Annotated in this window: 18 protein-coding genes; 2 read left to right on the forward strand and 16 right to left on the reverse strand. The window is 68.9% G+C overall.

The window, feature by feature from the left end:
* Nucleotides 1–37: 37 nt before the first annotated feature.
* From PARHAE_RS08870 to PARHAE_RS08885, 4 genes are read right to left on the reverse strand one after another with little or no spacing between them, the layout of a single operon-like run.
* Nucleotides 38–910, reverse strand: coding sequence for a GntR family transcriptional regulator (locus PARHAE_RS08870; RefSeq protein WP_126154259.1), 873 nt, complete (start codon nucleotides 908–910; stop codon nucleotides 38–40).
* 56 nt (nucleotides 911–966) lie between these two features.
* Nucleotides 967–2,466 (reverse strand): tripartite tricarboxylate transporter permease, encoded by a 1,500-nt coding sequence (locus tag PARHAE_RS08875; protein ID WP_126154260.1) that lies wholly within the window; start codon nucleotides 2,464–2,466, stop codon nucleotides 967–969.
* Nucleotides 2,467–2,478: 12 nt separating this feature from the next.
* The gene (locus PARHAE_RS08880; protein WP_126154261.1) at nucleotides 2,479–2,949 is read right to left on the reverse strand and encodes a tripartite tricarboxylate transporter TctB family protein; all 471 of its coding nucleotides are present in this window, start codon (nucleotides 2,947–2,949) and stop codon (nucleotides 2,479–2,481) included.
* Between the two features lie 55 nt (nucleotides 2,950–3,004).
* Entirely contained in the window at nucleotides 3,005–3,976 is a 972-nt protein-coding gene (locus tag PARHAE_RS08885; RefSeq protein ID WP_126154262.1) for a Bug family tripartite tricarboxylate transporter substrate binding protein, read from the reverse strand.
* A 179-nt stretch (nucleotides 3,977–4,155) separates the two neighbouring features.
* Between PARHAE_RS08885 and PARHAE_RS08890 the strand changes: the two genes are divergently transcribed.
* Nucleotides 4,156–4,599, forward strand: coding sequence for a hypothetical protein (locus PARHAE_RS08890; protein WP_126154263.1), 444 nt, complete (start codon nucleotides 4,156–4,158; stop codon nucleotides 4,597–4,599).
* Nucleotides 4,600–4,641: 42 nt separating this feature from the next.
* Here the strand turns inward: PARHAE_RS08890 and pcaF are convergent, their stop codons facing one another.
* Genes pcaF through PARHAE_RS08905 form a run of 3 tightly spaced genes read right to left on the reverse strand, consistent with a single transcriptional unit; the run spans nucleotide 4,642 to nucleotide 7,248 of the window.
* Nucleotides 4,642–5,844 carry a 3-oxoadipyl-CoA thiolase gene (pcaF, locus tag PARHAE_RS08895; RefSeq protein WP_126154264.1) on the reverse strand — a complete coding sequence of 401 codons (1,203 nt, stop codon included), beginning with the start codon at nucleotides 5,842–5,844 and terminating at the stop codon, nucleotides 4,642–4,644.
* Nucleotide 5,845: 1 nt separating this feature from the next.
* A complete protein-coding gene (locus PARHAE_RS08900) occupies nucleotides 5,846–6,517 on the reverse strand; it encodes a CoA transferase subunit B (RefSeq protein WP_126154265.1) in 672 nt (223 codons plus the stop codon).
* Nucleotides 6,514–7,248, reverse strand: coding sequence for a 3-oxoacid CoA-transferase subunit A (locus tag PARHAE_RS08905; protein WP_126154266.1), 735 nt, complete (start codon nucleotides 7,246–7,248; stop codon nucleotides 6,514–6,516). The genes PARHAE_RS08900 and PARHAE_RS08905 overlap by 4 nt, the downstream gene beginning before the upstream one ends.
* A 105-nt stretch (nucleotides 7,249–7,353) precedes the next feature.
* Between PARHAE_RS08905 and PARHAE_RS08910 the strand changes: the two genes are divergently transcribed.
* Nucleotides 7,354–8,109, forward strand: coding sequence for an IclR family transcriptional regulator domain-containing protein (locus tag PARHAE_RS08910; RefSeq protein WP_126154267.1), 756 nt, complete (start codon nucleotides 7,354–7,356; stop codon nucleotides 8,107–8,109).
* Here the strand turns inward: PARHAE_RS08910 and otnC are convergent.
* From otnC to PARHAE_RS08955, 9 genes are all read right to left on the reverse strand, one after another.
* Nucleotides 8,106–8,753, reverse strand: coding sequence for a 3-oxo-tetronate 4-phosphate decarboxylase (gene otnC / locus PARHAE_RS08915; protein WP_126154268.1), 648 nt, complete (start codon nucleotides 8,751–8,753; stop codon nucleotides 8,106–8,108). The genes PARHAE_RS08910 and otnC overlap by 4 nt on opposite strands.
* Nucleotides 8,750–9,988 carry a 3-oxo-tetronate kinase gene (otnK, locus tag PARHAE_RS08920; protein ID WP_126154269.1) on the reverse strand — a complete coding sequence of 413 codons (1,239 nt, stop codon included), beginning with the start codon at nucleotides 9,986–9,988 and terminating at the stop codon, nucleotides 8,750–8,752. Before otnK ends, otnC begins: the two co-directional genes overlap by 4 nt.
* Nucleotide 9,989: 1 nt before the next feature.
* Nucleotides 9,990–11,372, reverse strand: a complete 1,383-nt coding sequence (locus tag PARHAE_RS08925; RefSeq protein WP_126154270.1) for a Gfo/Idh/MocA family oxidoreductase — start codon at nucleotides 11,370–11,372, stop codon at nucleotides 9,990–9,992.
* A gap of 9 nt (nucleotides 11,373–11,381) precedes the next feature.
* Nucleotides 11,382–12,887: a tripartite tricarboxylate transporter permease gene (locus PARHAE_RS08930; RefSeq protein ID WP_126154271.1), complete on the reverse strand. Its 1,506-nt coding sequence runs from the start codon at nucleotides 12,885–12,887 to the stop codon at nucleotides 11,382–11,384.
* A gap of 12 nt (nucleotides 12,888–12,899) precedes the next feature.
* Complete coding sequence (locus PARHAE_RS08935; RefSeq protein ID WP_164555191.1) at nucleotides 12,900–13,412, reverse strand: tripartite tricarboxylate transporter TctB family protein; 513 nt, start codon at nucleotides 13,410–13,412, stop codon at nucleotides 12,900–12,902.
* Nucleotides 13,413–13,473: 61 nt separating this feature from the next.
* Complete coding sequence (locus PARHAE_RS08940; protein ID WP_206436904.1) at nucleotides 13,474–14,466, reverse strand: tripartite tricarboxylate transporter substrate binding protein; 993 nt, start codon at nucleotides 14,464–14,466, stop codon at nucleotides 13,474–13,476.
* 55 nt (nucleotides 14,467–14,521) lie between these two features.
* Nucleotides 14,522–15,583 carry a 4-hydroxythreonine-4-phosphate dehydrogenase PdxA gene (locus PARHAE_RS08945; RefSeq protein WP_126154273.1) on the reverse strand — a complete coding sequence of 354 codons (1,062 nt, stop codon included), beginning with the start codon at nucleotides 15,581–15,583 and terminating at the stop codon, nucleotides 14,522–14,524.
* A 119-nt stretch (nucleotides 15,584–15,702) separates the two neighbouring features.
* Nucleotides 15,703–17,415, reverse strand: a complete 1,713-nt coding sequence (locus tag PARHAE_RS08950; protein ID WP_126154274.1) for a dihydroxyacetone kinase family protein — start codon at nucleotides 17,413–17,415, stop codon at nucleotides 15,703–15,705.
* The gene (locus PARHAE_RS08955) at nucleotides 17,412–18,350 is read right to left on the reverse strand and encodes a sugar phosphate isomerase/epimerase family protein (RefSeq protein ID WP_241232737.1); all 939 of its coding nucleotides are present in this window, start codon (nucleotides 18,348–18,350) and stop codon (nucleotides 17,412–17,414) included. Before PARHAE_RS08955 ends, PARHAE_RS08950 begins: the two co-directional genes overlap by 4 nt.
* Between the last annotated feature and the right edge of the window lie 42 nt (nucleotides 18,351–18,392).

Here is an 18,392-nt window from a genome sequence, read left to right on the forward strand (position 1 = left end):
TGGCCGCAGGATAGCATTATTTCATCATGAAATGCAATCAAGCAAACATCGCCGTCTTGATCGCCGCCGCTTCGCGGATATGGCGGTACAGGAACGTGGCGGCGGCCTGCATGTCGCGTTCCTCGATCAGGTCCAGGATGCGCAGATGCTCGCGGCATTGCTGCGGCATCCGGCTGCGGTCGTGGGTGATGCTGTATTCCATCAGCCGCCGCACCCGGTTCACGCGGCGCACGGCGTCCAGGAAGAAATCGTTGTTGGCGCAGGTCATCAGCATTTCGTGGAATTCGACGTTGGTGCCGAAGACCTTCTGGGGCCTGTCGCGGCCATAGCTTTCCAGCAGCGCCTGCTGATGGCGGCGGGCGGCGGCGAAGGCATCCCGGTCGATGCGGAAGCTGGGCAGCAGCAGGGCCTGCATCTCGGTCGCGGCGCGGAACTGGTAGGCGTCGGCATAGGCCTTGCGCGAGGTCAGGATTTCCCGGAACTCCCAGCCGTTGCCCGGCAGCCGTTCGATCCAGCCTTCGTCCGCGATCCGCCGCAGCACCCGCAGCAGGCGGCCGCGGGTGACGCCGTAAAGCCGGATCAGCTCGTTCTCGCTTTGCCGGTCGGGCAGCGCGCCCGCCAGCCGGTCGGCAGCGATGCGGTCATACAGAACGTCGTCGCCCTCGGCGTCGGTGTCCAGCCGGGGGATCCGGTCGGCGTCGCAGGCCAGGAAGAAGCCACGATTGGGTGTCGCCTCGACGATGCCCATGTCTTGCAGCTTCTTCAGCGCGCTGACGATGGGCTGACGAGAGACCTTGAAGCTGTCGGCCAGGGCCTGGGCGGGCAGGTGCTGGCCCGCCTTCATGTCCAACTGCCGGGCGTGGTCGACGATTCGGGCCATGATCTGGGGGGAAAGGCTGGCACGGGCCATGGAACCTCCGGCAGGAAGGCGGGCGGCGCGGCCCTGAGACCGCGCCGTCCGGAACGTCAGTCCTCGTCCTGGCGGAACCGGGCCAGGCTCTTGAACAGGAACGGCGCCACCAAGGCCAGGACGGCGATGGCGATCATCGTGGCGGACCCCGGATGCTGCAACAGGATCATCGGGTCGCCCAGGCTCATCTGCAAGGACCGGCGCAGGGCGCTGTCGGCCATCGGACCCAGGATCAGGCCGACGACCACCGGGGCGATGGGATAATCGTATCGCCGCATCACGAAGCCCAGGATGCCGAAGGCCACCAGCATCACCAGTTCCACCACCGAGGGGTTGGCGGCGATGGTGCCCATGCAGGCAAAGACCAGGATGCCCGCGTAAAGCCAGGGCAGCGGGATCTTCAACAGCCGCACCCACAGCCCCACCAGGGGCAGGTTCAGGATCAGCAGCATCACGTTGGCGATGAACAGCGATGCGACCAGGCCCCAGACCAGGGCCGGGTGCTGCACGAACAGCAGCGGGCCGGGTTGCAGGTTGTATTGCTGGAACCCCGCCAGCATCACCGCCGCCGTGGCGGACGTGGGCAGCCCCAGCGTCAGCAGCGGCACAAGAGTGCCTGCGGCGGATGCGTTGTTCGCGGCCTCGGGCCCGGCCACCCCCTCGATGGCGCCCTGGCCGAATTCCTCGGGCTTCTGGGCCAGCTTGCGTTCCATCGTATAGGACAGGAAGGTCGGGATCTCGGCTCCGCCGGCGGGCAGCGCGCCGATGGGAAAGCCCACCGCCGTGCCGCGCAGCCAGGGCTTCCAGGACCGTTTCCAATCCTCGCGCGACATCCAGATGGAGCCCCTGATCGCCATGGGCTTTTCGTCGTTGAACAGGTGGCGCGACGCGACATGCAGCGCCTCGCCCAGGGCGAACAGGCCGACGGCCAGGGTCGTCACCTCGACCCCGTCCAGCAGGTTGGGGACGCCGAAGGCCAGCCGGGCCTGGCCGGTCAGCTGGTCGATGCCGATCAGCCCCAGCCACAGGCCGAGCGCAAGGCTGGTCAATCCGCGCAGCGGCGAGGATCCGAAGGTCGCCGACACCGTGACGAAGGCGATCAGCATCAGGCCGAAGTAATCCCACGGCCCGAACTGGATCGCGACCTTGACCAGCATCGGCGCGAAGAAGGCCAGCCCCATCGTGGCGATCAGGGTGGCCACGAACGACCCGAGGGCGGCGGTGGCCAGCGCCGGGCCGCCCCGCCCGCGCCGGGCCATCTGGTTCCCCTCAAGCGCGGTGACGACCGACGCGCTTTCGCCCGGCGTGTTCAGCAGGATCGCGGTGGTCGATCCGCCATACATGCCGCCGTAATAGATGCCCGCGAACATGATCAGCGATCCGCCGGGATCCAGCTTGAAGGTGATCGGCAACAGCAGCGCCACCGTCAGCGCGGGCCCGATGCCCGGCAGCACGCCCACCGCGGTGCCAAGCAGCACGCCGATGGCCGCGAAGGCCAAGTTCATGGGGTCCAACGCGGTGCCGAAGCCCTGCAACAGGAAGTTCAACGATTCCATAGCCGCCCCCGGTCAGAACAGCCGCTCGACCGGGCCCATCGGCAGGGACAGGGTCAGCAGCTTGTTGAACAGCAGGAAAATCCCGCTCGCCAGGATCAGCCCCAGGGCCAGGTCGGCCGCCCAGGCCCGGCGCCCGAAGGCCCGCGCGGTGAAGACGAACAGCAGCGTCGATCCGGCGATGAAGCCCGCCCCCAGCCAGATCGCGGCGATCAGGCTGCCCAGCCCCAGGGCCACCCAGCCCACCGCTGTCCAGTCGGTCGGGCCGGGATCGTCCTGCCAGCGGAAGGCGGCGATCAGGTGCCCCGCCCCCATGACCGCCAGGAACAGCGCCACGAAATAGGATGCCGCATCCGCGCCCATCCCGTAGGTGGCGCGGATCTGCATGGCGCTGGCGTCGCGCCAGGTGATGAAGGCCATGGCAAACAAGGCGATGCCGATGGCAAGCGTGGGTCTGTGCAGACCCCGTGCGGTCGATGTGGTCACGGACGTTCCCCCGATGGGTCAAGGACGCGGGGACCGGCAAGGCCCCCGCCTCGGGTCACTCAACCAGGCCGATCGAGGTCAGGATGGCCCTGACCCGCTCGGTTTCGGCTGCCAGGAAGGCGGCGAACTCGTCCGAGGGCGCGTAATAGTTCGACCACCCGCGCGCCTTCAGCAAATCCTGCCATTCGGGCGATTCCACCGTCTTGGCGATGGCGGCTTCCAGGGCGGCCTTATCGGCGTCGCTGATGCCCGGCCCGGCGAAGATGCCGCGCCAGTTCACCAGTTCGATGTCGATGCCCTGGGCCTTCAGCGGCTGGGCGGCGATGCCCTCGATCGGTTCGGGATAGGAGATCGCGAGGGCGCGCAGGTCGCCCGATTCGATCTGTCCCTGCCATTCGCCATAGCCGGAAACGCCCGCCGTGACCTGCCCGCCCAGCATCGCGGCCAGGGCCTCGCCGCCGCCGGAATAGGCGACATAGTTCACCTTGGCCGGATCCTGCCCCGCCGCCTGCGTGACCAGGGCCGACAGCATGTGGTCGGCGCCGCCCGCCGATCCGCCCGCCCAGATGGTGTGTTCGACATCGCCCTTGATGCCCTCCATCAGGTCCGCCATCGTCTGATAGGGCGATGCCTTCGGCACCACGATCACCAGCGGATCGCCGGTCAGCCGGGCAAGGGGGGTGACGGCGGTCAGGTCATAGGGCGCCTTGTTGGTCAGGATGGCGCCGACCAGGGTGATGCCGCCGACCAGAAGCTGGTTGGGGCTGCCTTCCGCCCCCTGGACGAATTGCGCCAGGCCCACCGTGCCGCCCGCGCCGGGGACGTTGATCACCTGCACGCTGCGCGCGTTGCCGGTTTCCATCATCACCTGTTGCAGGGACCGGGCGGCGGCGTCCCAACCGCCGCCCGCGCCCGCTGGGGCGGTGATGGTCAGTTCCAGATCCTGCGCCATGGACGCGGGGGACGACAAGGCGGCACCGGCCGCGACCAGCCATCCGGCCGCCAGCCGGGAACGAAAGAATGTCATTGTATCCTCCCTGATGTCGCTTTTGCGATCCGGGAAATGATGCACAACATAGCAATAAAATGCAATTCAATTTTCAGGGCGCGTCGGTCGTCGGGGGGCGTTCCCCGAAGGATAGCATTCGCCGGGTCGCTTTCCATCACAAAGCGACCCGGCCCTTTCGGATCGGCAGGAAATGCCGCATGACGGCGCGACCGTCCCCCGGATGCTGCACGCCCGATTCGACGCAGGCACCGCGCAACCCACCCTGGAGCTGGTCAACCGGGTCGAAACGCGCGGCCGACTGGTCCCAGACCGCAGAAGTCCACGAGGATCCGGCGGTCCTGCAAGCCGCGCTGCAAGGCTCGGGCCTGAAGCCGCTGGACGGGGTGGTGGCCGAACGCCCGGCCCGGATTACCCAGGGCGCGATCACCGACCGGCAGAAGGTGGCGCCGGTCAATGCCGCCCTGCACGGCAATTGGGAAGGCAACCGGATGGCCTTCAACACCGCCAGCGACCTGTCCCCGCCCGGAGCCGAGGGTGCCCTGCCCTTCCTGATGTATCCGCAGGGCCTGACCGGCCAGGGCCGTCTGGACGAGCCGGATCCCAAGGCTTTCGCCTATGAGATGACTGCGGCGGCGGTCTGATCCGATCCGGCGGGCGGTTCGCGCCGCCCGCCGGATCGTGCCCTAGACGCGCTCCAACGCGACCGCGATGCCTTGGCCAACGCCGATGCACATGGTCGACAGCGACCGTCTGCCGCCGGTGCGCGCCAGTTCCAGGGCGGCGGTGCCGGTGATGCGCGCGCCCGACATGCCCAAGGGGTGCCCAAGCGCGATGGCCCCGCCATTGGGGTTCACGCGCGGATCGTCGTCGGCGATGCCCAGATCGCGCAACGTGGCAAGTCCCTGGCTGGCGAAGGCCTCGTTCAACTCGATCACGTCGAAATCGGCCTGGCTCAGCCCCAGCCGCGCCATCAGCTTTTTCGAGGCAGGCGCCGGGCCGAAGCCCATGATGCGCGGGGCCACCCCCGCCGTGGCCCCGCCCAGCACGCGGGCGATGGGCGTCAGCCCGTGCCGCCTCGCCGCCGCCTCGGATGCGATGATCAGCGCCGCCGCCCCGTCGTTCACGCCCGAGGCATTGCCCGCCGTCACCGACCCGCCCTTGCGAAATGGCGCCTTCAGCGCGGCCAGGGCCTCCAACGTCGTTTCGCGCGGGTGTTCGTCGCGGTCTACGACCTTGGGATCGCCCTTGCGCTGCGGGATCTCGACCGGCGCGATTTCCTGCGCCAGACGGCCGTTCGCCTGCGCTGCCGCCGCCTTCTGCTGGGACCGCAGCGCGAAGGCGTCTTGGTCGGCCCGGCTGATGGAAAAATCTTCCGCGACATTTTCGGCGGTCTCGGGCATCGAATCGACGCCGTATCGCGCTTCCATGGCCGGATTGACGAAGCGCCAGCCGATGGTGGTGTCGTAAACGGCATTGCTGCGGCTGAAGGCGCTTTCGGCCTTGGGCATGACGAAGGGCGCGCGGGACATGGATTCGACCCCACCCGCGATCATCAGGTCCGCCTCGCCCGCCTTGATGGCGCGGGCGGCGGCGATCACCGCGTCCATGCCCGACCCGCACAGCCGGTTGATGGTGGTGCCCGGAACCTCGACCGGCAGGCCCGCCAGCAACAGCGACATGCGCGCGACGTTGCGGTTGTCCTCGCCCGCCTGGTTGGCGCAGCCCAGGATCACGTCATCGACGGCGGCCCAGTCCACGCCCGCGTTGCGCGCCATCAGCGCCCGCAGCGGGATCGCGCCCAGGTCGTCGGCGCGGACCGATGACAGCGCGCCCGCGAAGCGGCCGATGGGCGTGCGGATATAGTCGCAGATATAAGCGTCGGTCATGTCACACCTCGGGGCAGGTCAGGTCGGCCACGCCGCCATCCAGATGCAGCGGCGCGCCGGTCAGGGATTGCAACTCCTCGAAGGACAGCGAGGGCAGCTTTTCGCGCAGCACGAAACGACCGTCCACGATGTCCACCACCGCAAGCGAGGTATAGACCCGCGTCACGCAGGCGACCCCGGTCAGCGGCAGGGTGCAGCGATCCAGCAGCTTCGGCTTGCCGTCCTTGGTGACGTGATCGGTGATGACGGCCACGCGTTTCGCGCCATGGACCAGATCCATCGCGCCGCCCACGGCGGGCACGCCCTTCGGCCCGGTGGACCAGTTCGCCAGATCGCCGGTCTGCGCAACCTGATAGGCGCCCAGGATCGCCACATCCAGATGCCCGCCGCGCACCATCGCGAAGCTGTCGGCATGGTGGAAAAAGGCGGTGCCGGGCTTCAGCGTCACCGCCTTCTTGCCCGCATTGATCAGATCCCAGTCCTCCTGGCCCGGCGCGGGGGCCTCGCCGAAGCCGAGGATGCCGTTTTCCGTGTGAAAGATCGCCTGCCGTCCCTTTGGCTGGAAGCGGGCGACCATCTCGGGGAAGCCGATGCCCAGATTTACATAGGCGCCGTCATGGATGTCCTGCGCCGCGCGCCAGGCGATCTGGGCGTTGGTCAGCTTGCCGGTCATGCCGCCACCTCCGGGTAATGGGCGTTCGCGCGGTTCAGGTCTTCTTCCTGCGCGGGGTTGGGGACTTCAACGATGGCATCGACGAAGATGCCGGGCGTGACGACCGCTTCCGGGTCGATGCCGCCCGGCGCGACCGCATGGCTGACCTGGACGATGGTGCGCGCCGCCGCCATCGCCATGATCGGCGCGAAGTTCCGCGCGGCCATGCGATAGGTCAGGTTGCCGAGGCTGTCGCCGGTTTCCGCCTTGATCAGCGCGAAGTCGGCCTTCAGCCAGCGTTCCTGCACATAGCTGCGCCCGTCGAATTCCGCGACCGGCTTGCCCTTTGCAAGGTCGGTGCCGAAGCCGGTCGGCGTATAGAAGGCCGGAATCCCCGCCCCGCCCGCGCGGATACGTTCGGCCAGCGTGCCCTGCGGAACCAGTTCCAGTTCGATCTCTCCGGCCAGGTATTTCTCGGTGAAGACGCGTGGATCGGCGGATCGGGGGAAGGAACAGACCATCTTCGCGACCATGCCCTGTTCGATCATCGCCGCGATGCCGACATGGCCGTTGCCGGCGTTGTTGTTGATGACCGTCAGGGTCCTGGGGCTGCCGGTCGCCAGATAGCGGTCGATCAGCGCGTGGATCAGTTCGATCGGCGCGCCCGACCCGCCGAAGCCGCCGATCATCACCGTGGCGCCGTCGGGAATGTCGGCCACCGCCTGCGCCAGGTTTTCAATGCGTTTGTCCATCGAATCCTCCTGCTTTCAGGCCCGGCATAGGACCGGCCGCGTCGTCGGACCAGCCGCTTCGTGCGCATCTTGACCTTTGTCCGCATTCTGCGCGATCCTGTGCGCATGGCGAACAAGAACACCATCGGATCGCTTGCCAAGGGCCTGCGCGTGATCGAGGCGTTCACCGCCGACCACCCGCGCATGTCGATCTCGGACATCTCGGCGGCAACGGGCCTGGACCGCGCCACCGCCCGGCGCTGCCTGCTGACGCTGCACGACCTGGGCTATGCCGATTACGACGGCAAGTTCTTCACCCTGACCGCCCGCGTCCTGCGGCTGGGCATGGGCGCACTTGCCGCGATGCCGCTGGCGCAGATGGTCCAGCCCTGGCTGGACCAGTTGTCCGAACGGATCGGCCAGTCCACATCCGTCTCGATCCTGGACGGGACCGAGATCGTCTATCTGGCCCGCGCGGCGCAGCGGCGGGTGATGTCCATCGGGTTGATGCCGGGATCGCGGCTGCCCGCGCATTGCACGTCGATGGGCCGGGTGCTGCTGGCCGCCCTGCCCGCCGACCGGGCGCGCGGCGTGGTCGAGGCGTCGGACCTGACGCCCCGCACCCCGCACAGCCTGACCGACCCGGCCGAGATCATGGCCCGCGTGGACGCCGCCCGCCGCGACGGCTATGCGGTGATCGACCAGGAGGTCGAGCTGGGCCTGCGCTCCATCGCCGTGCCGCTGTTTTCCGCGCAGGGCCGGGTGGTGGCGGCGATCAATACCGGGGTGGCGGCGGTCCAGGCCGCGGCGGCGGATCTGGCGGGCCTGTATCTCGATCCGCTTCTCAAGGTGCAGGACGGGCTGCGGCGCGTGCTGCGCTAATCGCCCCAGGCGATGTCGTGCAGGCGCACCAGGTCCGCCACCTGTCCGGGCGTCAGCATCGCGGGCGTGGTGCCGCGCAGCAGCATCGCCAGCCGGGCGGTGGCCTCCAGTTCCTCGACGGCGTTGCAGGCGGCGTCCAGATCCAGGCCCGCGACAACCGGGCCGTGATTGGCCAGCATCACCGCCGACCGCTTGCCCGCAAGGCCGCGCACCGCATCGCCGATGGCGGGATCGCCGGGGCGGAAATAGGGCAGCAGCTTCACCCGGCCCAGCTGCATGAAGGCATAGGGGGTGATCGGCGGCAGGAAATCGTCGGGGTCGGCGTCCGGCAAGGTGGACCAGGCGACCGAGTGGCAGGAATGCAGATGCACCACCGCCGCCGTGCGGTTGCGGGTTTCATAGAACGCGCTGTGCAGCGGCATTTCCTTGGTCGGCCTGTCGCCGCCGACATGCCTGCCCGCCGCGTCGAAGCGCGACAGCCGCGCCGGATCCAGACGGCCGAAGCTGGTCCCCGTGGGGCTGACCAGCAGCCCGCCGTCTTCGGTGCGCGCGCTGATATTGCCGGTGGACCCATGCGTCAGGCCCCGGTCGAACAGCGACTTCGCCAGCAGGCAGATCCGTTCGCGCAGGGCGGCCTCGCTCATCCCGCCAGCCTTTCTGCGGCCTTGGCGAAGAAATCCTCGGCGCCGAAATTGCCGGATTTCAGGGCCAGGACCAGGGTTTCGCCCGCCCGGATCGCGGGAACGCCGGGATCGATCTCGGGGCCGATCTCCAGCGTCTTGACCCCCAGCCCCTCGACCACCGCGCCCGAGGTCTCGCCCCCCGCGGTGATCAGGCGCGTGACGCCGCCCGCGACCAGCAGGCGCGCGCATTCGGCGAAGAAGGCGTCCAGCCTGTGGGCAACCGCCTCGGCCCCGTGGCGGGACTGCACGGCGCGCACGGCATCGGGATCGGCCGAGGAATAGACCAGCGGCAGGCCCTTCTGCGACAGCGCCCAACCGGCGGCATCGCGCGCGGTGGTCCGGCCCGCCATCACCGCCTCGGGGTCGATCTCCATCGCCGGTTGGCCGTCCGCGACATGCCGCGCCACCTGCCCCCGCGTGGCGCGAGAGCAGGATCCCGACAGCGCCGCGACAGGCCCCGCCTGCCCGCGCCATTGCGGGCCCTCCGCCGACAGCAGCCCCTGGGCGCGGAAATTGCCGGGCAGGCCAAGCGCGATGCCCGATCCGCCGGTCAGCAGCACCTGATCGGCCACGGCTTGCCCCAGCACCACCAGATCCTGGTCCCGGATCGCGTCCGCCACCACGAAACGATGGTCCTGCGCCCGCAATGCGGCGCGCACGGCCTCGGGCCCCTGCCAGACGGTCGCGGCGGGAACATGCCCCACCCCTTCCCGCGCCTGCAAAGCCAGCCAGCGGCGCAGGTCGGGGTCCGTCATCGGGGTCAGCGGGTGGTTCTCCATCCCGCTTTCCGACAGCAGCCGGTCGCCCACGAACAGGTGGCCCTGGAAGATCGTCCGTCCCGTCGCCGAGAAGGCCGGGCAGAAGATCACCCGGTCGGCCTTCAGCGCATCCGCCAAAGCCTCGGCCACCGGGCCGATATTGCCCTGCGGCGTGGAATCGAAGGTCGAGCAATACTTGAACAGGAACTGCCGACAGCCCTGCGCGCGCAGCCAGTCCAAGGCCTCCAGCGACAGGCGCACGGCCTCGGCCACCGGCATGGTGCGCGATTTCAGCGCGACGATCCCGGCCTCGACATCGGGGGCGGCGGGGGTGGCCGGCGTGCCGGAATACTGCACCACCCGCATCCCCGCGCGGGTCAGCGTATTGCCCAGATCCGACGATCCGGTGAAGTCGTCGCCGATGCAGCCCAGCAGCATGTCAGGACCAGTCCGTCACGGCGTCCTGCGCGGCGCGCAGGCGGTACAGTTCAGAGTCCGTATCCAGATCGACATCGCCGCAGAGGATCATCTGCCCCGCCTTCACATCCCGTTTCAACCGACGCCCCGACAGCAGGTAATAGGGAATCGGCGCATCATCGGCCAGCACCCGCGCAGGCGTCATCCGGCCCGAGACATGGGCGATGGTGTGGTGATGCCCCTCGGCCACCAGCAACGATCCGGCGGACAGGTCGGCATCGGCATGGGCGGTCAGATCCATCACCGGGCGCGGTTTCTCGGCCCCCGAGGACACGCCCAGCAGCGCGGCCTCGAAGACGGTGGTCGCGGCTTCCATGCCCAGCAGGTGGCGCGGCAGGCCGATCATCGCGGTGCGGCCGTTACGGGCGACGACATGGCCCTTGTCGCGCAGCATCGCCCAGGTCTCGTCATCCTCGCAGGCGACGGTGACGAAGACCCCGCCCGCGAAGCTGGGTTCCCCCGGCAGGCGCAGGCAGTTGAACACGTCAAGCTGCCCCTGCCCGGTCAGCAGACCGCCATCGGCGGCGGGCGCCATCAGGTCGGCCAGTTCGGTGATCCGGGCGATGGGGGCGTGGTAATCGGGACGGTCGGGCGCCATGTTCAGGGCGTTCGCGACCACGACCATCTCGCACAGGTCGGGCACGGCGCGCTGCGGCAGCGGCACCAGGCGGGCGCGGGCGGCCACGACCTGTGACCAGGGGCGGTCGCCCGCATCGACCCAATCGCCAAAGCCCGGCGCGTCCACGGTGACGCCGTTGCTGGTGATCTCGTCCGTGGCGGGGTTGAAGACGAAATCGTATTCGCTGGACTTGCCCGCCGCGACGATCCGCAGCCCGATCACCTGCGCCCAGGTGGCAAGCCCGATCAGCAGGCTGGGCTGGTCGCCGTCGATGGGCGAACAGACGACACCCCGTTCCGCCGCCATCCGCGCCAGGATCGGCCCGGCCACGCTGTCGGTTTCCTTGGTGACCATCACGACATGCTTGCCCGCCCGGATGGCAAGCCGCGCGTGACGGGCGCCGGCCTCGGGGTTGCCGGTGGCTTCCAGCACCACGTCCACGGGCAGGTCCGCCACCACCGCCAGATCGGCGGCGGCGATCGCCCGTCCCGCGTCCCAGGCGGCGCGGGCAGCCGCCGGGTCAGCGCATTCGGCGATGTCCGTCACCCCGACCGAGGCCAGGACCCCCGCCGCCGTGGCCGCATCGCGGTCCACCGCCACGCGGCAGGCCAGCCCCTTCACATGACGCGCCTGCGCCAGGAAGCTGCGCCCGAAGCCGCCGGTGCCGACGATGACGCATTCGACCGTCCGGGCATCCAGCCCGGCGAAATAGCGATGATGGTTCATGGTATTCCCTTATTCGACAGGCACCCGGCGCCGGAAGCGCGATCCGAAAGCCATCAGCTTGGGCAGCACCAGAAGCGCGATGCCGACCGCCATGATCCCGCTGACCAGCGGATTCGAGAAGAAGATCCCCAGCGACCCGTCCGACAGCAGCATCGACTGATGGAAGGCGTTTTCCGCCTTGTGGCCCAGCACCATCGCCAGGACCAGCGGCGCCAGCGGGTAATCCAGGCGGCTGAACAGGTATCCGACCAGGCCGAAGATCAGCACCAGCCACAGATCGAAGGTCGCGTTCGACACCGTATAGGCGCCGACGAAGCAGATCGCGACGATCATCGGGCCGATGATGGTGAAGGGGATGCGCAGCAGCGCCGCGAACATCGGCACGGTCGCCAGCACCAGCACGACGCCGATCAGGTTCGACACATACATGCTGGCGATCAGGCCCCAGACGAAATCCGGTTGCGTCGCGAACAGCATCGGTCCCGGCGTCAGGCCCCAGATCATCAGCCCGCCCATCATCACGGCGGCGGTGGCGGACGACGGCACCCCAAGCGCCAGCATCGGCAGCATCGCGCAGGAACCCGCGCTGTGGTCGGCCGTTTCCGGCGCGACGATGCCTTCCGGGCGGCCGGTGCCGAAGGGCGCGCCCTTGCGGCTGGATGACCGGGCGATGCCATAGGACATGAAGGACGCGGCGGTCGGCCCGCCCGGCGTGATGCCCATCCAGATGCCGATCAGGCCCGACCGGATATAGGTCGCCCAGTATCGCGGCAGTTCCGCAATGGTCTTGAACACGTCGCGCAGATCGATCTTGGACGCCACGCCGCGGAAGCGCAGTCCCTCCTGCACGGTGGACAGCAGTTCGCCGATGCCGAACAACCCGATCACGACGACCAGGAAGCTGATGCCGCCCAGCAGATCCTCGAAGCCGAAGGTCAGGCGGATGGATCCGGTCACGCTGTCCATGCCGACGGATGCCAGCAGCAGGCCCGCCGCCAGCGACACCAGCGTCTTCATGGGCGCGGCGCTGCCCATGCCGACGAAGGCGGCGAAGGCCAGGAAATAGACCGCGAAATATTCCGGCGCGCCGAAGCGCAGCGCGAAGTTCGACGCCCAGCCCGCCAGCAGGGTGATGACGATCACGCCCAGCAGCGCGCCGAAGCCCGCCGACATGAAGGCCAGGGTCAGCGCGCGGGTCGATTGCCCCGCCCGCGCCATGGGATAGCCGTCGAAGGTGGTGGCGACCGACGACGGCTCGCCCGGAATGTTGAACAGGATCGAGGTGGTCGATCCGCCGAACAGCGCCCCCCAGTACATCGACGACAGCAGGATGATGGCCGAGGTCGGGTCAAGCGCGAAGGTCAGCGGGATCAGCAGCGACACGCCGTTCGGCGCGCCCAGGCCCGGCAGCACGCCGACGATCAGCCCCATCAGCACGCCGCCGACCATCAGCATCAGGTGCATCGGCGTGATGGCGACGCCGAAGCCATGCATCAGAAGATCAAAGTTTCCCATGCGCCCGCCCCTTTAGTAGATGCCCAGAAGCGGCTCGATCGGGCCCTTCAGCAGCGGAATCTTGAAGATGACCTCGAAGATCACGTACAGCGCGAGCGCGAAGCCCGCGCCCGTGCCAAGCGCCAGCGGCAGGCGGTATCCGCCCTGACGCCACGCGCTCCAGGTGATGTAGAGGATCGAGCCGACATAGATGCCCATGGTCAGGGTGACGACCACGAAGGCCAGCAGGGCGGCGATGAAGATGCCCAGGCGGCGGGCGCGTTCGCCGTCCAGAAACGGCTCGTCGGCCTCTCCGCCAGCGGCAAGATGGGCCTGCGCCCGGCGATGATGGATGAAGGCGGCGACCAGGTTCCACAGGCTTGCGCCGATCAGGATCAGGCCGACATAGAACGGGAAATACCCCGCCTCGGGACCGCTTTCGGTCCAGCCATGGCCCAGTTCGTTCGCCCCGACGACGCCCGCCACGCCCAGAAGCCCGGTTGCGACGGCGGTGCCCAGTTCGGCATGAAAGACTTTGACGGTCATCCTCTCCCCCCTGTTCTGGTGGTCATGGCCCGCGCCGGGATCCGGCGCGGGCCGGTCGTGCTTATTTCGCGGTCCAGCCCTCGGCCTCGAAGACCTTGACGGCATTGCCTTCGCTGGTCTCGATGAACTTGGCCAGCTCGTCGCCGGTCAGGAAGCTTGCCGATTGCGAGGTCTTGGCCAGGTATTCCTTCCAGGCATCGCTTTCGGCGACCTTTTGCAGCGCGGCCTCGTAATAGGCCAGCACGTCGGGCTCGGTCCCGGCGGGCAGCCAGACGGTGCGCGGCATCTGATAGCTGTCGATCTCCAGCCCCTGTTCCTTGCAGGTGGGGATGTCGTGCCAGCCCATGTCGCCGCTGATCGGGGCGCTTTCCGCCATCCGCTGCGGCGCGAAGACGCACAGCGGCCGGACCGCCCCGGCCTGCCACTGGCCCGCGTTCTCGTTGGGGTTGTTCACGTTGGCCGCCACATGGCCGCCGGCCAGCTGCACGCCGACCTCGCCGCCGCCGTTGAAGGGGATATACTTGAAATCCGCGCCGGTGGTCTGTTCGATCAGCGCGACCAGGGTTTCGTCGGTATCCTTGGACTGGCTGCCGCCGAAGGGAATGGTGCCCGGCGCGTCCTTGGCGGCGTTCACCAGATCCATCACCGTCTGATAGGGGCTGTCGGCCTTGACCCAGACCAGGAATTCGTCAAGCGCAAGCGCCGCCACGGGCTGCAAATCCTCGACCGTATAGGCCAGCTTGGCGACATGCGGCAGCAGATAGACGTTGTTCGTGCCGAAGATCAGCTTGTGCGGGTCGCCGTCGTTCTGGCGGGCATAGAGGAAGGCCTCGGCCCCCGATCCGCCGCCCTTGTTCAGCACGACGACGGGATTGTCGATGATCCCGTCGCGGGTCAGGATCGCCTGGATGGTGCGGGCAAAGTTGTCGGTGCCGCCGCCCGCGCCGGACGCGACGACGAATTCGATGGGACGGCTGGGCGCCCATTCGGCCTGGGCCGGGACAGCCAGCAGCAGCGCGGTCGCGGCCAGAAGGCCGGTCTTGATCGTGGTCATGGGTTTCCTCCTCCGGGGATGAACCGGCCCCCGACCGGGGACCGGGAAAACGGGTCTATTCGGCGACAAGCGCGGCCGCGCCCTCGACCCCGGCCGTGGCCCAGTCGGCGGGCAGCGGCTGCGGGTCGCGGGCGGGGTTCAGTTTCGCAAGGCGCGCGCCCAGCAGCGCCGCCTGCATCGTGGCGCCCAGGTCGGCCTTGCCCTGGCCCGCGATGTCGAAGGCGGTGCCATGGGCCGGGGTGACGATCGGGAAGCCGTAACCGGCGATCAGCGTGACGCCGCGGTCGAAGCCCATCAGCTTCATCGCGATCTGGCCCTGGTCGTGATACATGGTCAGCACAGCGTCGAATTCGCCGCGCACAGCGCGCACGAACACGGTGTCGGACGGGATCGGTCCCTTGGCGTCGATGCCCTCGGCCACGCCAGCGGCGACGGCGGGGGCGATGATGTCGTCATCCTCGGTCCCGAAATTCCGGCCGTCGCCCGCATGGGGGTTCAGCGCCGCCACGCCAATGCGCGGGTTCGGCTTGCCCGCCCCGGTCATCACCTCATGGGTCAGGCGCAGGCTGCCAAGGATCCGCTCCACGCTCATCCGGCCGGCGACTTCGCTCAGCGGGATGTGGGACGTGACGCGGGCGTTCCAGACCTCTTCCAGCACGTTGAATTCGCGGCCCGAACGGTCGGTGTCCAGAACGCGGTCGATGAAGCCGATCTCGTCGATATAGGACGGACGGGCCAGGCGCATGGAATGCTTGTTGAAGGGCGTGAACATCACCGCATCGGCGATGCCCGCGCGGGCCAGCCGCAGCACGGCGGCGAAGTTCTGCAACGACGCCGCGCCGGTTTCCGGGCTGGACTGGCCCAGCGTCACCCTGTCCGCCGGGATATTGCCCAGATCGACCAGAACATGGCCCGAGGGCAGACCCTCGGCGACCCGGTCCGGCGCGACCACCGGCAGGTCCAGCGTCACCCCGGCATGAGTCGCGCCCATCTTCAGCACGCTGGCGTCACCCACCACCACGATGTCGTTGTCCTGCATCGCCGGATCGGCCAGCAGCCTGGCCGCCAGTTCCGGCCCGACGCCACCCGCGTCGCCGATTGCCAAAGCTATGCGCATGATTCCCGTCCTCTATGTAACATTCTGTATGCAGAATTTTGCATCGGGTCCACTCGATTTTGCCCGATGCCGCCTGTCGAAAGGGACAGGCGCGGATCGGCGCCTGTCCCGGAATTGCCTCAGCCGGGCAGGTTCGCGCCCACGACCCGCGCGCAGAGCGCCAGCGAAACCGCGCCCGCATCCGGGTGGCCCAGGCTGCGTTCGGCCAGCGGCCGCGCGCGGCCCAGCCTGGGGGTCAGTTGCGCGGTGGCATCGGCGGCCTCGGTCGACCGGGCGGCGGCGGCGGCCCAGGCGATGCCCAGGGCCTCGCCCGCCGCGACACGTTCGTTCAGCACCTGGACGAAAGGCACCAGCGAATCCACCAGGGTCTTGTCGCCGACCTGCGCCCCGCCCAACCGGACGATGGCGTCATGCGCGGCCTGCGCCCCCTGCGCGACGGCCTGGACGGACGGCTTGCCGTCATCGCCAAGCGCCTGCCCCCAGGCCCGCAGCGCCACGCCCCACAGCGCGCCCGAGGTGCCGCCCGCGCGGTCTGCCCAGGCATCGCCCGCCAGGGATAGCACGGTCCCAGCCCCCGCACCGGCCTGCACCGCCTTTTCAGCGGCATCGGCGGCGGCGGCGGAACCGCGCGCCATGCCCTGCCCATGGTCGCCGTCGCCCGCCTGCGCGTCGATGCGGCCCAGTTCTTCCTCGGCGTCCGCCAGGGCCCTGGCGACATGGCCGATCAGCGCCGCCACACAGCGGCCCGCCGCCTGCGCGTCCGGGCCAGCCGCGACGATCTGCGCCGCGCTTTCCGCATCGGCCCCGATGTCCTCGGCGGCAGCGGCGGGGCGCGCGACGGTGCCCTTGCGGAAGGCGGGCGCGTCGGCGGGCGCGCGCCAATAACCCTCAAGCTCGTCGTCCAGCCAGGTCAGGGTCAGCGAACAGCCAGCCATGTCCAGGCTGGTGACGAATTCGCCGACCTCGGGGTCCACCGGGGTCAGGCCGGCATCCGACAGCAGCCCGGTCAGGTGATGCCACAGGACGAACAGTTCTTCGTATTTCGTGCGGCCCAGGCCGTTCAGGATCACCGCGACGCGGCCGTCTTGACCGGCGGGGCGTTCGGCCAGCAGCGGATCCAGCAGGGTGCGCGCCAGATCGGCGGCGGGCATCATCGGCCGGGTGCTGATGCCCGGTTCGCCGTGAATGCCCAGGCCCATGCCGACCTGACCCGCATCGACCGTGAACAGCGGCGTGCCCTGCCCCGGCAGCGTGCAGCCGTCGAAGGCCACGCCGAAAGAGACCGTGGCATCGTTCGCGCGGCCCGCGACGGCCATCACCGCGTCCATGTCCAGCCCGGCTTCCGCCGCCGCGCCGGTGATCTTGAAGACCGGCAGGTCGCCTGCCACGCCGCGCCGCTTGGCGCGTTCGTCCGCCCCGGCGCTTGCCACGTCGTCGGTCACGGCCAGGATGCGCGCGTCGATCCCTTCCGCCCGCAGCCGTTCCGCAGCCGAGCCGAAGTTCAGCACGTCGCCCGCATAATTCCCGAAACCCAGGATCACCCCGCCGCCCCGGTTCGCCGCCTTGGCGACCCCGTGGATCCAGGCGGTCGAGGGCGAGGCGAAGACATCCCCCGCCACCGCCGCATCGGCAAGGCCGGTGCCGACATAGCCCAGGAAGGCCGGGTAATGGCCCGATCCGCCGCCCACCAGCAGCGCCACCTTGCCGCGCGGCCCCGGCGCGGCGCGCACCGCGCCATGGGCCACGGCCCGCACGCGATCGGCATTGGCGGCGCAAAAGCCCGCCAGGGCCGCGGCGGCGAAATCTTCCGGCTTGTCGAACACCTTGGTCATTTCAGGACTGTCCTCCCCGACAGGATGCGCTTGATATAGTCGCGGTTCTCGGCGCAGACGCCCAGGCCGTCGCCGCCGTAATGCTCGACAAGGAACGGGCTGGCGAATCCGGCGTCAAGCGCCTTGCGGATCGCCGCGCGCCAATTGATCGTCCCGCCCATCAGCGGCGCGGGATGCGACATGACCAGGCCCGAGGGATCCTCGATCCGGTAGTAATTCTTGACGTGCCAATAGCCCGCGAAGGGAACGCAGAGGTCGATCATCTCGGACCAGTGCTCGACCGGGCGGTGCAGGCGGATCAGGTTGCCGATGTCGATGTTCAGCTTGACCGACGGATGGTCCACGTCGGTGACGAAACGCACCGCGTCGCGGGCGGTGCCGACATAGGTATCCTCGTACATTTCCAGGGCGACCTGGATGCCCAGATCGGCGGCATGGCGGGCCAGGTCGCGGATCCGGTCCACGGCCAGCCGGTAGGTCGCGGCGTCGTCGGGGTTCTTCACCCCCTGTTCGGTCCAGAACCACAGCGCCTTCTGCTGGGCGGGCGTGAAGGGGCCGAAGAAGCCGAAGCTGACATGGCCCGCGCCCAGTTCGGCGGCGGTGTCGATCACCCGGTGGCTGTAGGCCAGGTATTCCTCGCCATGCCGGGGGTCGATCACGCTGCGCCGAGAGGTCGAGATGGCAGGGACCGACAGGCCCAGGTCGCGGCAGATCGCCACGAAATCGGCCCGGCGCGCGGGGTCCAGATCGGCGACGCGCAGCCAGGAATCGGTCGGGTCCACGAAATCGAACCCGGCATCGGCCACTTCGCCCAGGCTTTCGGCCCAGACCGCGGGATCGGCATCCTGCACCAGGCGGCCATCGGGCAGGCGCCCCGGAAAGGGGATCATCGCGGCGGCGATGGGCCAGGTCTCGGCGGTCCAGGGCAGGGTCACGAAAGCCTCCTTCTGTCGTCGAAGGCCGATGCGGCGCGGCGC

This window comes from Paracoccus haematequi (genome assembly GCF_900631945.1).
GTDB classification, from domain to species: Bacteria; Pseudomonadota; Alphaproteobacteria; order Rhodobacterales; family Rhodobacteraceae; genus Paracoccus; species Paracoccus haematequi_A.

Bases quoted from the DNA above. Each gene is read 5' to 3' on its own strand.
- PARHAE_RS08950 (WP_126154274.1), bottom strand. From the start codon at position 17,415: ATGACCAAGGTGTTCGACAAGCCGGAAGATTTCGCCGCCGCGGCCCTG.
- PARHAE_RS08925 (WP_126154270.1), bottom strand. From the start codon at position 11,372: ATGAACCATCATCGCTATTTCGCCGGGCTGGATGCCCGGACGGTCGAA.
- PARHAE_RS08885 (WP_126154262.1), bottom strand. From the start codon at position 3,976: ATGACATTCTTTCGTTCCCGGCTGGCGGCCGGATGGCTGGTCGCGGCC.
- PARHAE_RS08890 (WP_126154263.1), top strand. From the start codon at position 4,156: ATGACGGCGCGACCGTCCCCCGGATGCTGCACGCCCGATTCGACGCAG.
- PARHAE_RS08930 (WP_126154271.1), bottom strand. From the start codon at position 12,887: ATGGGAAACTTTGATCTTCTGATGCATGGCTTCGGCGTCGCCATCACG.
- pcaF (WP_126154264.1), bottom strand. From the start codon at position 5,844: ATGACCGACGCTTATATCTGCGACTATATCCGCACGCCCATCGGCCGC.
- PARHAE_RS08940 (WP_206436904.1), bottom strand. From the start codon at position 14,466: ATGACCACGATCAAGACCGGCCTTCTGGCCGCGACCGCGCTGCTGCTG.
- PARHAE_RS08910 (WP_126154267.1), top strand. From the start codon at position 7,354: ATGGCGAACAAGAACACCATCGGATCGCTTGCCAAGGGCCTGCGCGTG.
- PARHAE_RS08945 (WP_126154273.1), bottom strand. From the start codon at position 15,583: ATGCGCATAGCTTTGGCAATCGGCGACGCGGGTGGCGTCGGGCCGGAA.
- PARHAE_RS08900 (WP_126154265.1), bottom strand. From the start codon at position 6,517: ATGACCGGCAAGCTGACCAACGCCCAGATCGCCTGGCGCGCGGCGCAG.
- PARHAE_RS08870 (WP_126154259.1), bottom strand. From the start codon at position 910: ATGGCCCGTGCCAGCCTTTCCCCCCAGATCATGGCCCGAATCGTCGAC.
- otnK (WP_126154269.1), bottom strand. From the start codon at position 9,988: ATGCTGCTGGGCTGCATCGGCGACGACTTCACCGGATCGTCGGATCTG.
- PARHAE_RS08905 (WP_126154266.1), bottom strand. From the start codon at position 7,248: ATGGACAAACGCATTGAAAACCTGGCGCAGGCGGTGGCCGACATTCCC.
- PARHAE_RS08875 (WP_126154260.1), bottom strand. From the start codon at position 2,466: ATGGAATCGTTGAACTTCCTGTTGCAGGGCTTCGGCACCGCGTTGGAC.
- otnC (WP_126154268.1), bottom strand. From the start codon at position 8,753: ATGAGCGAGGCCGCCCTGCGCGAACGGATCTGCCTGCTGGCGAAGTCG.
- PARHAE_RS08935 (WP_164555191.1), bottom strand. From the start codon at position 13,412: ATGACCGTCAAAGTCTTTCATGCCGAACTGGGCACCGCCGTCGCAACC.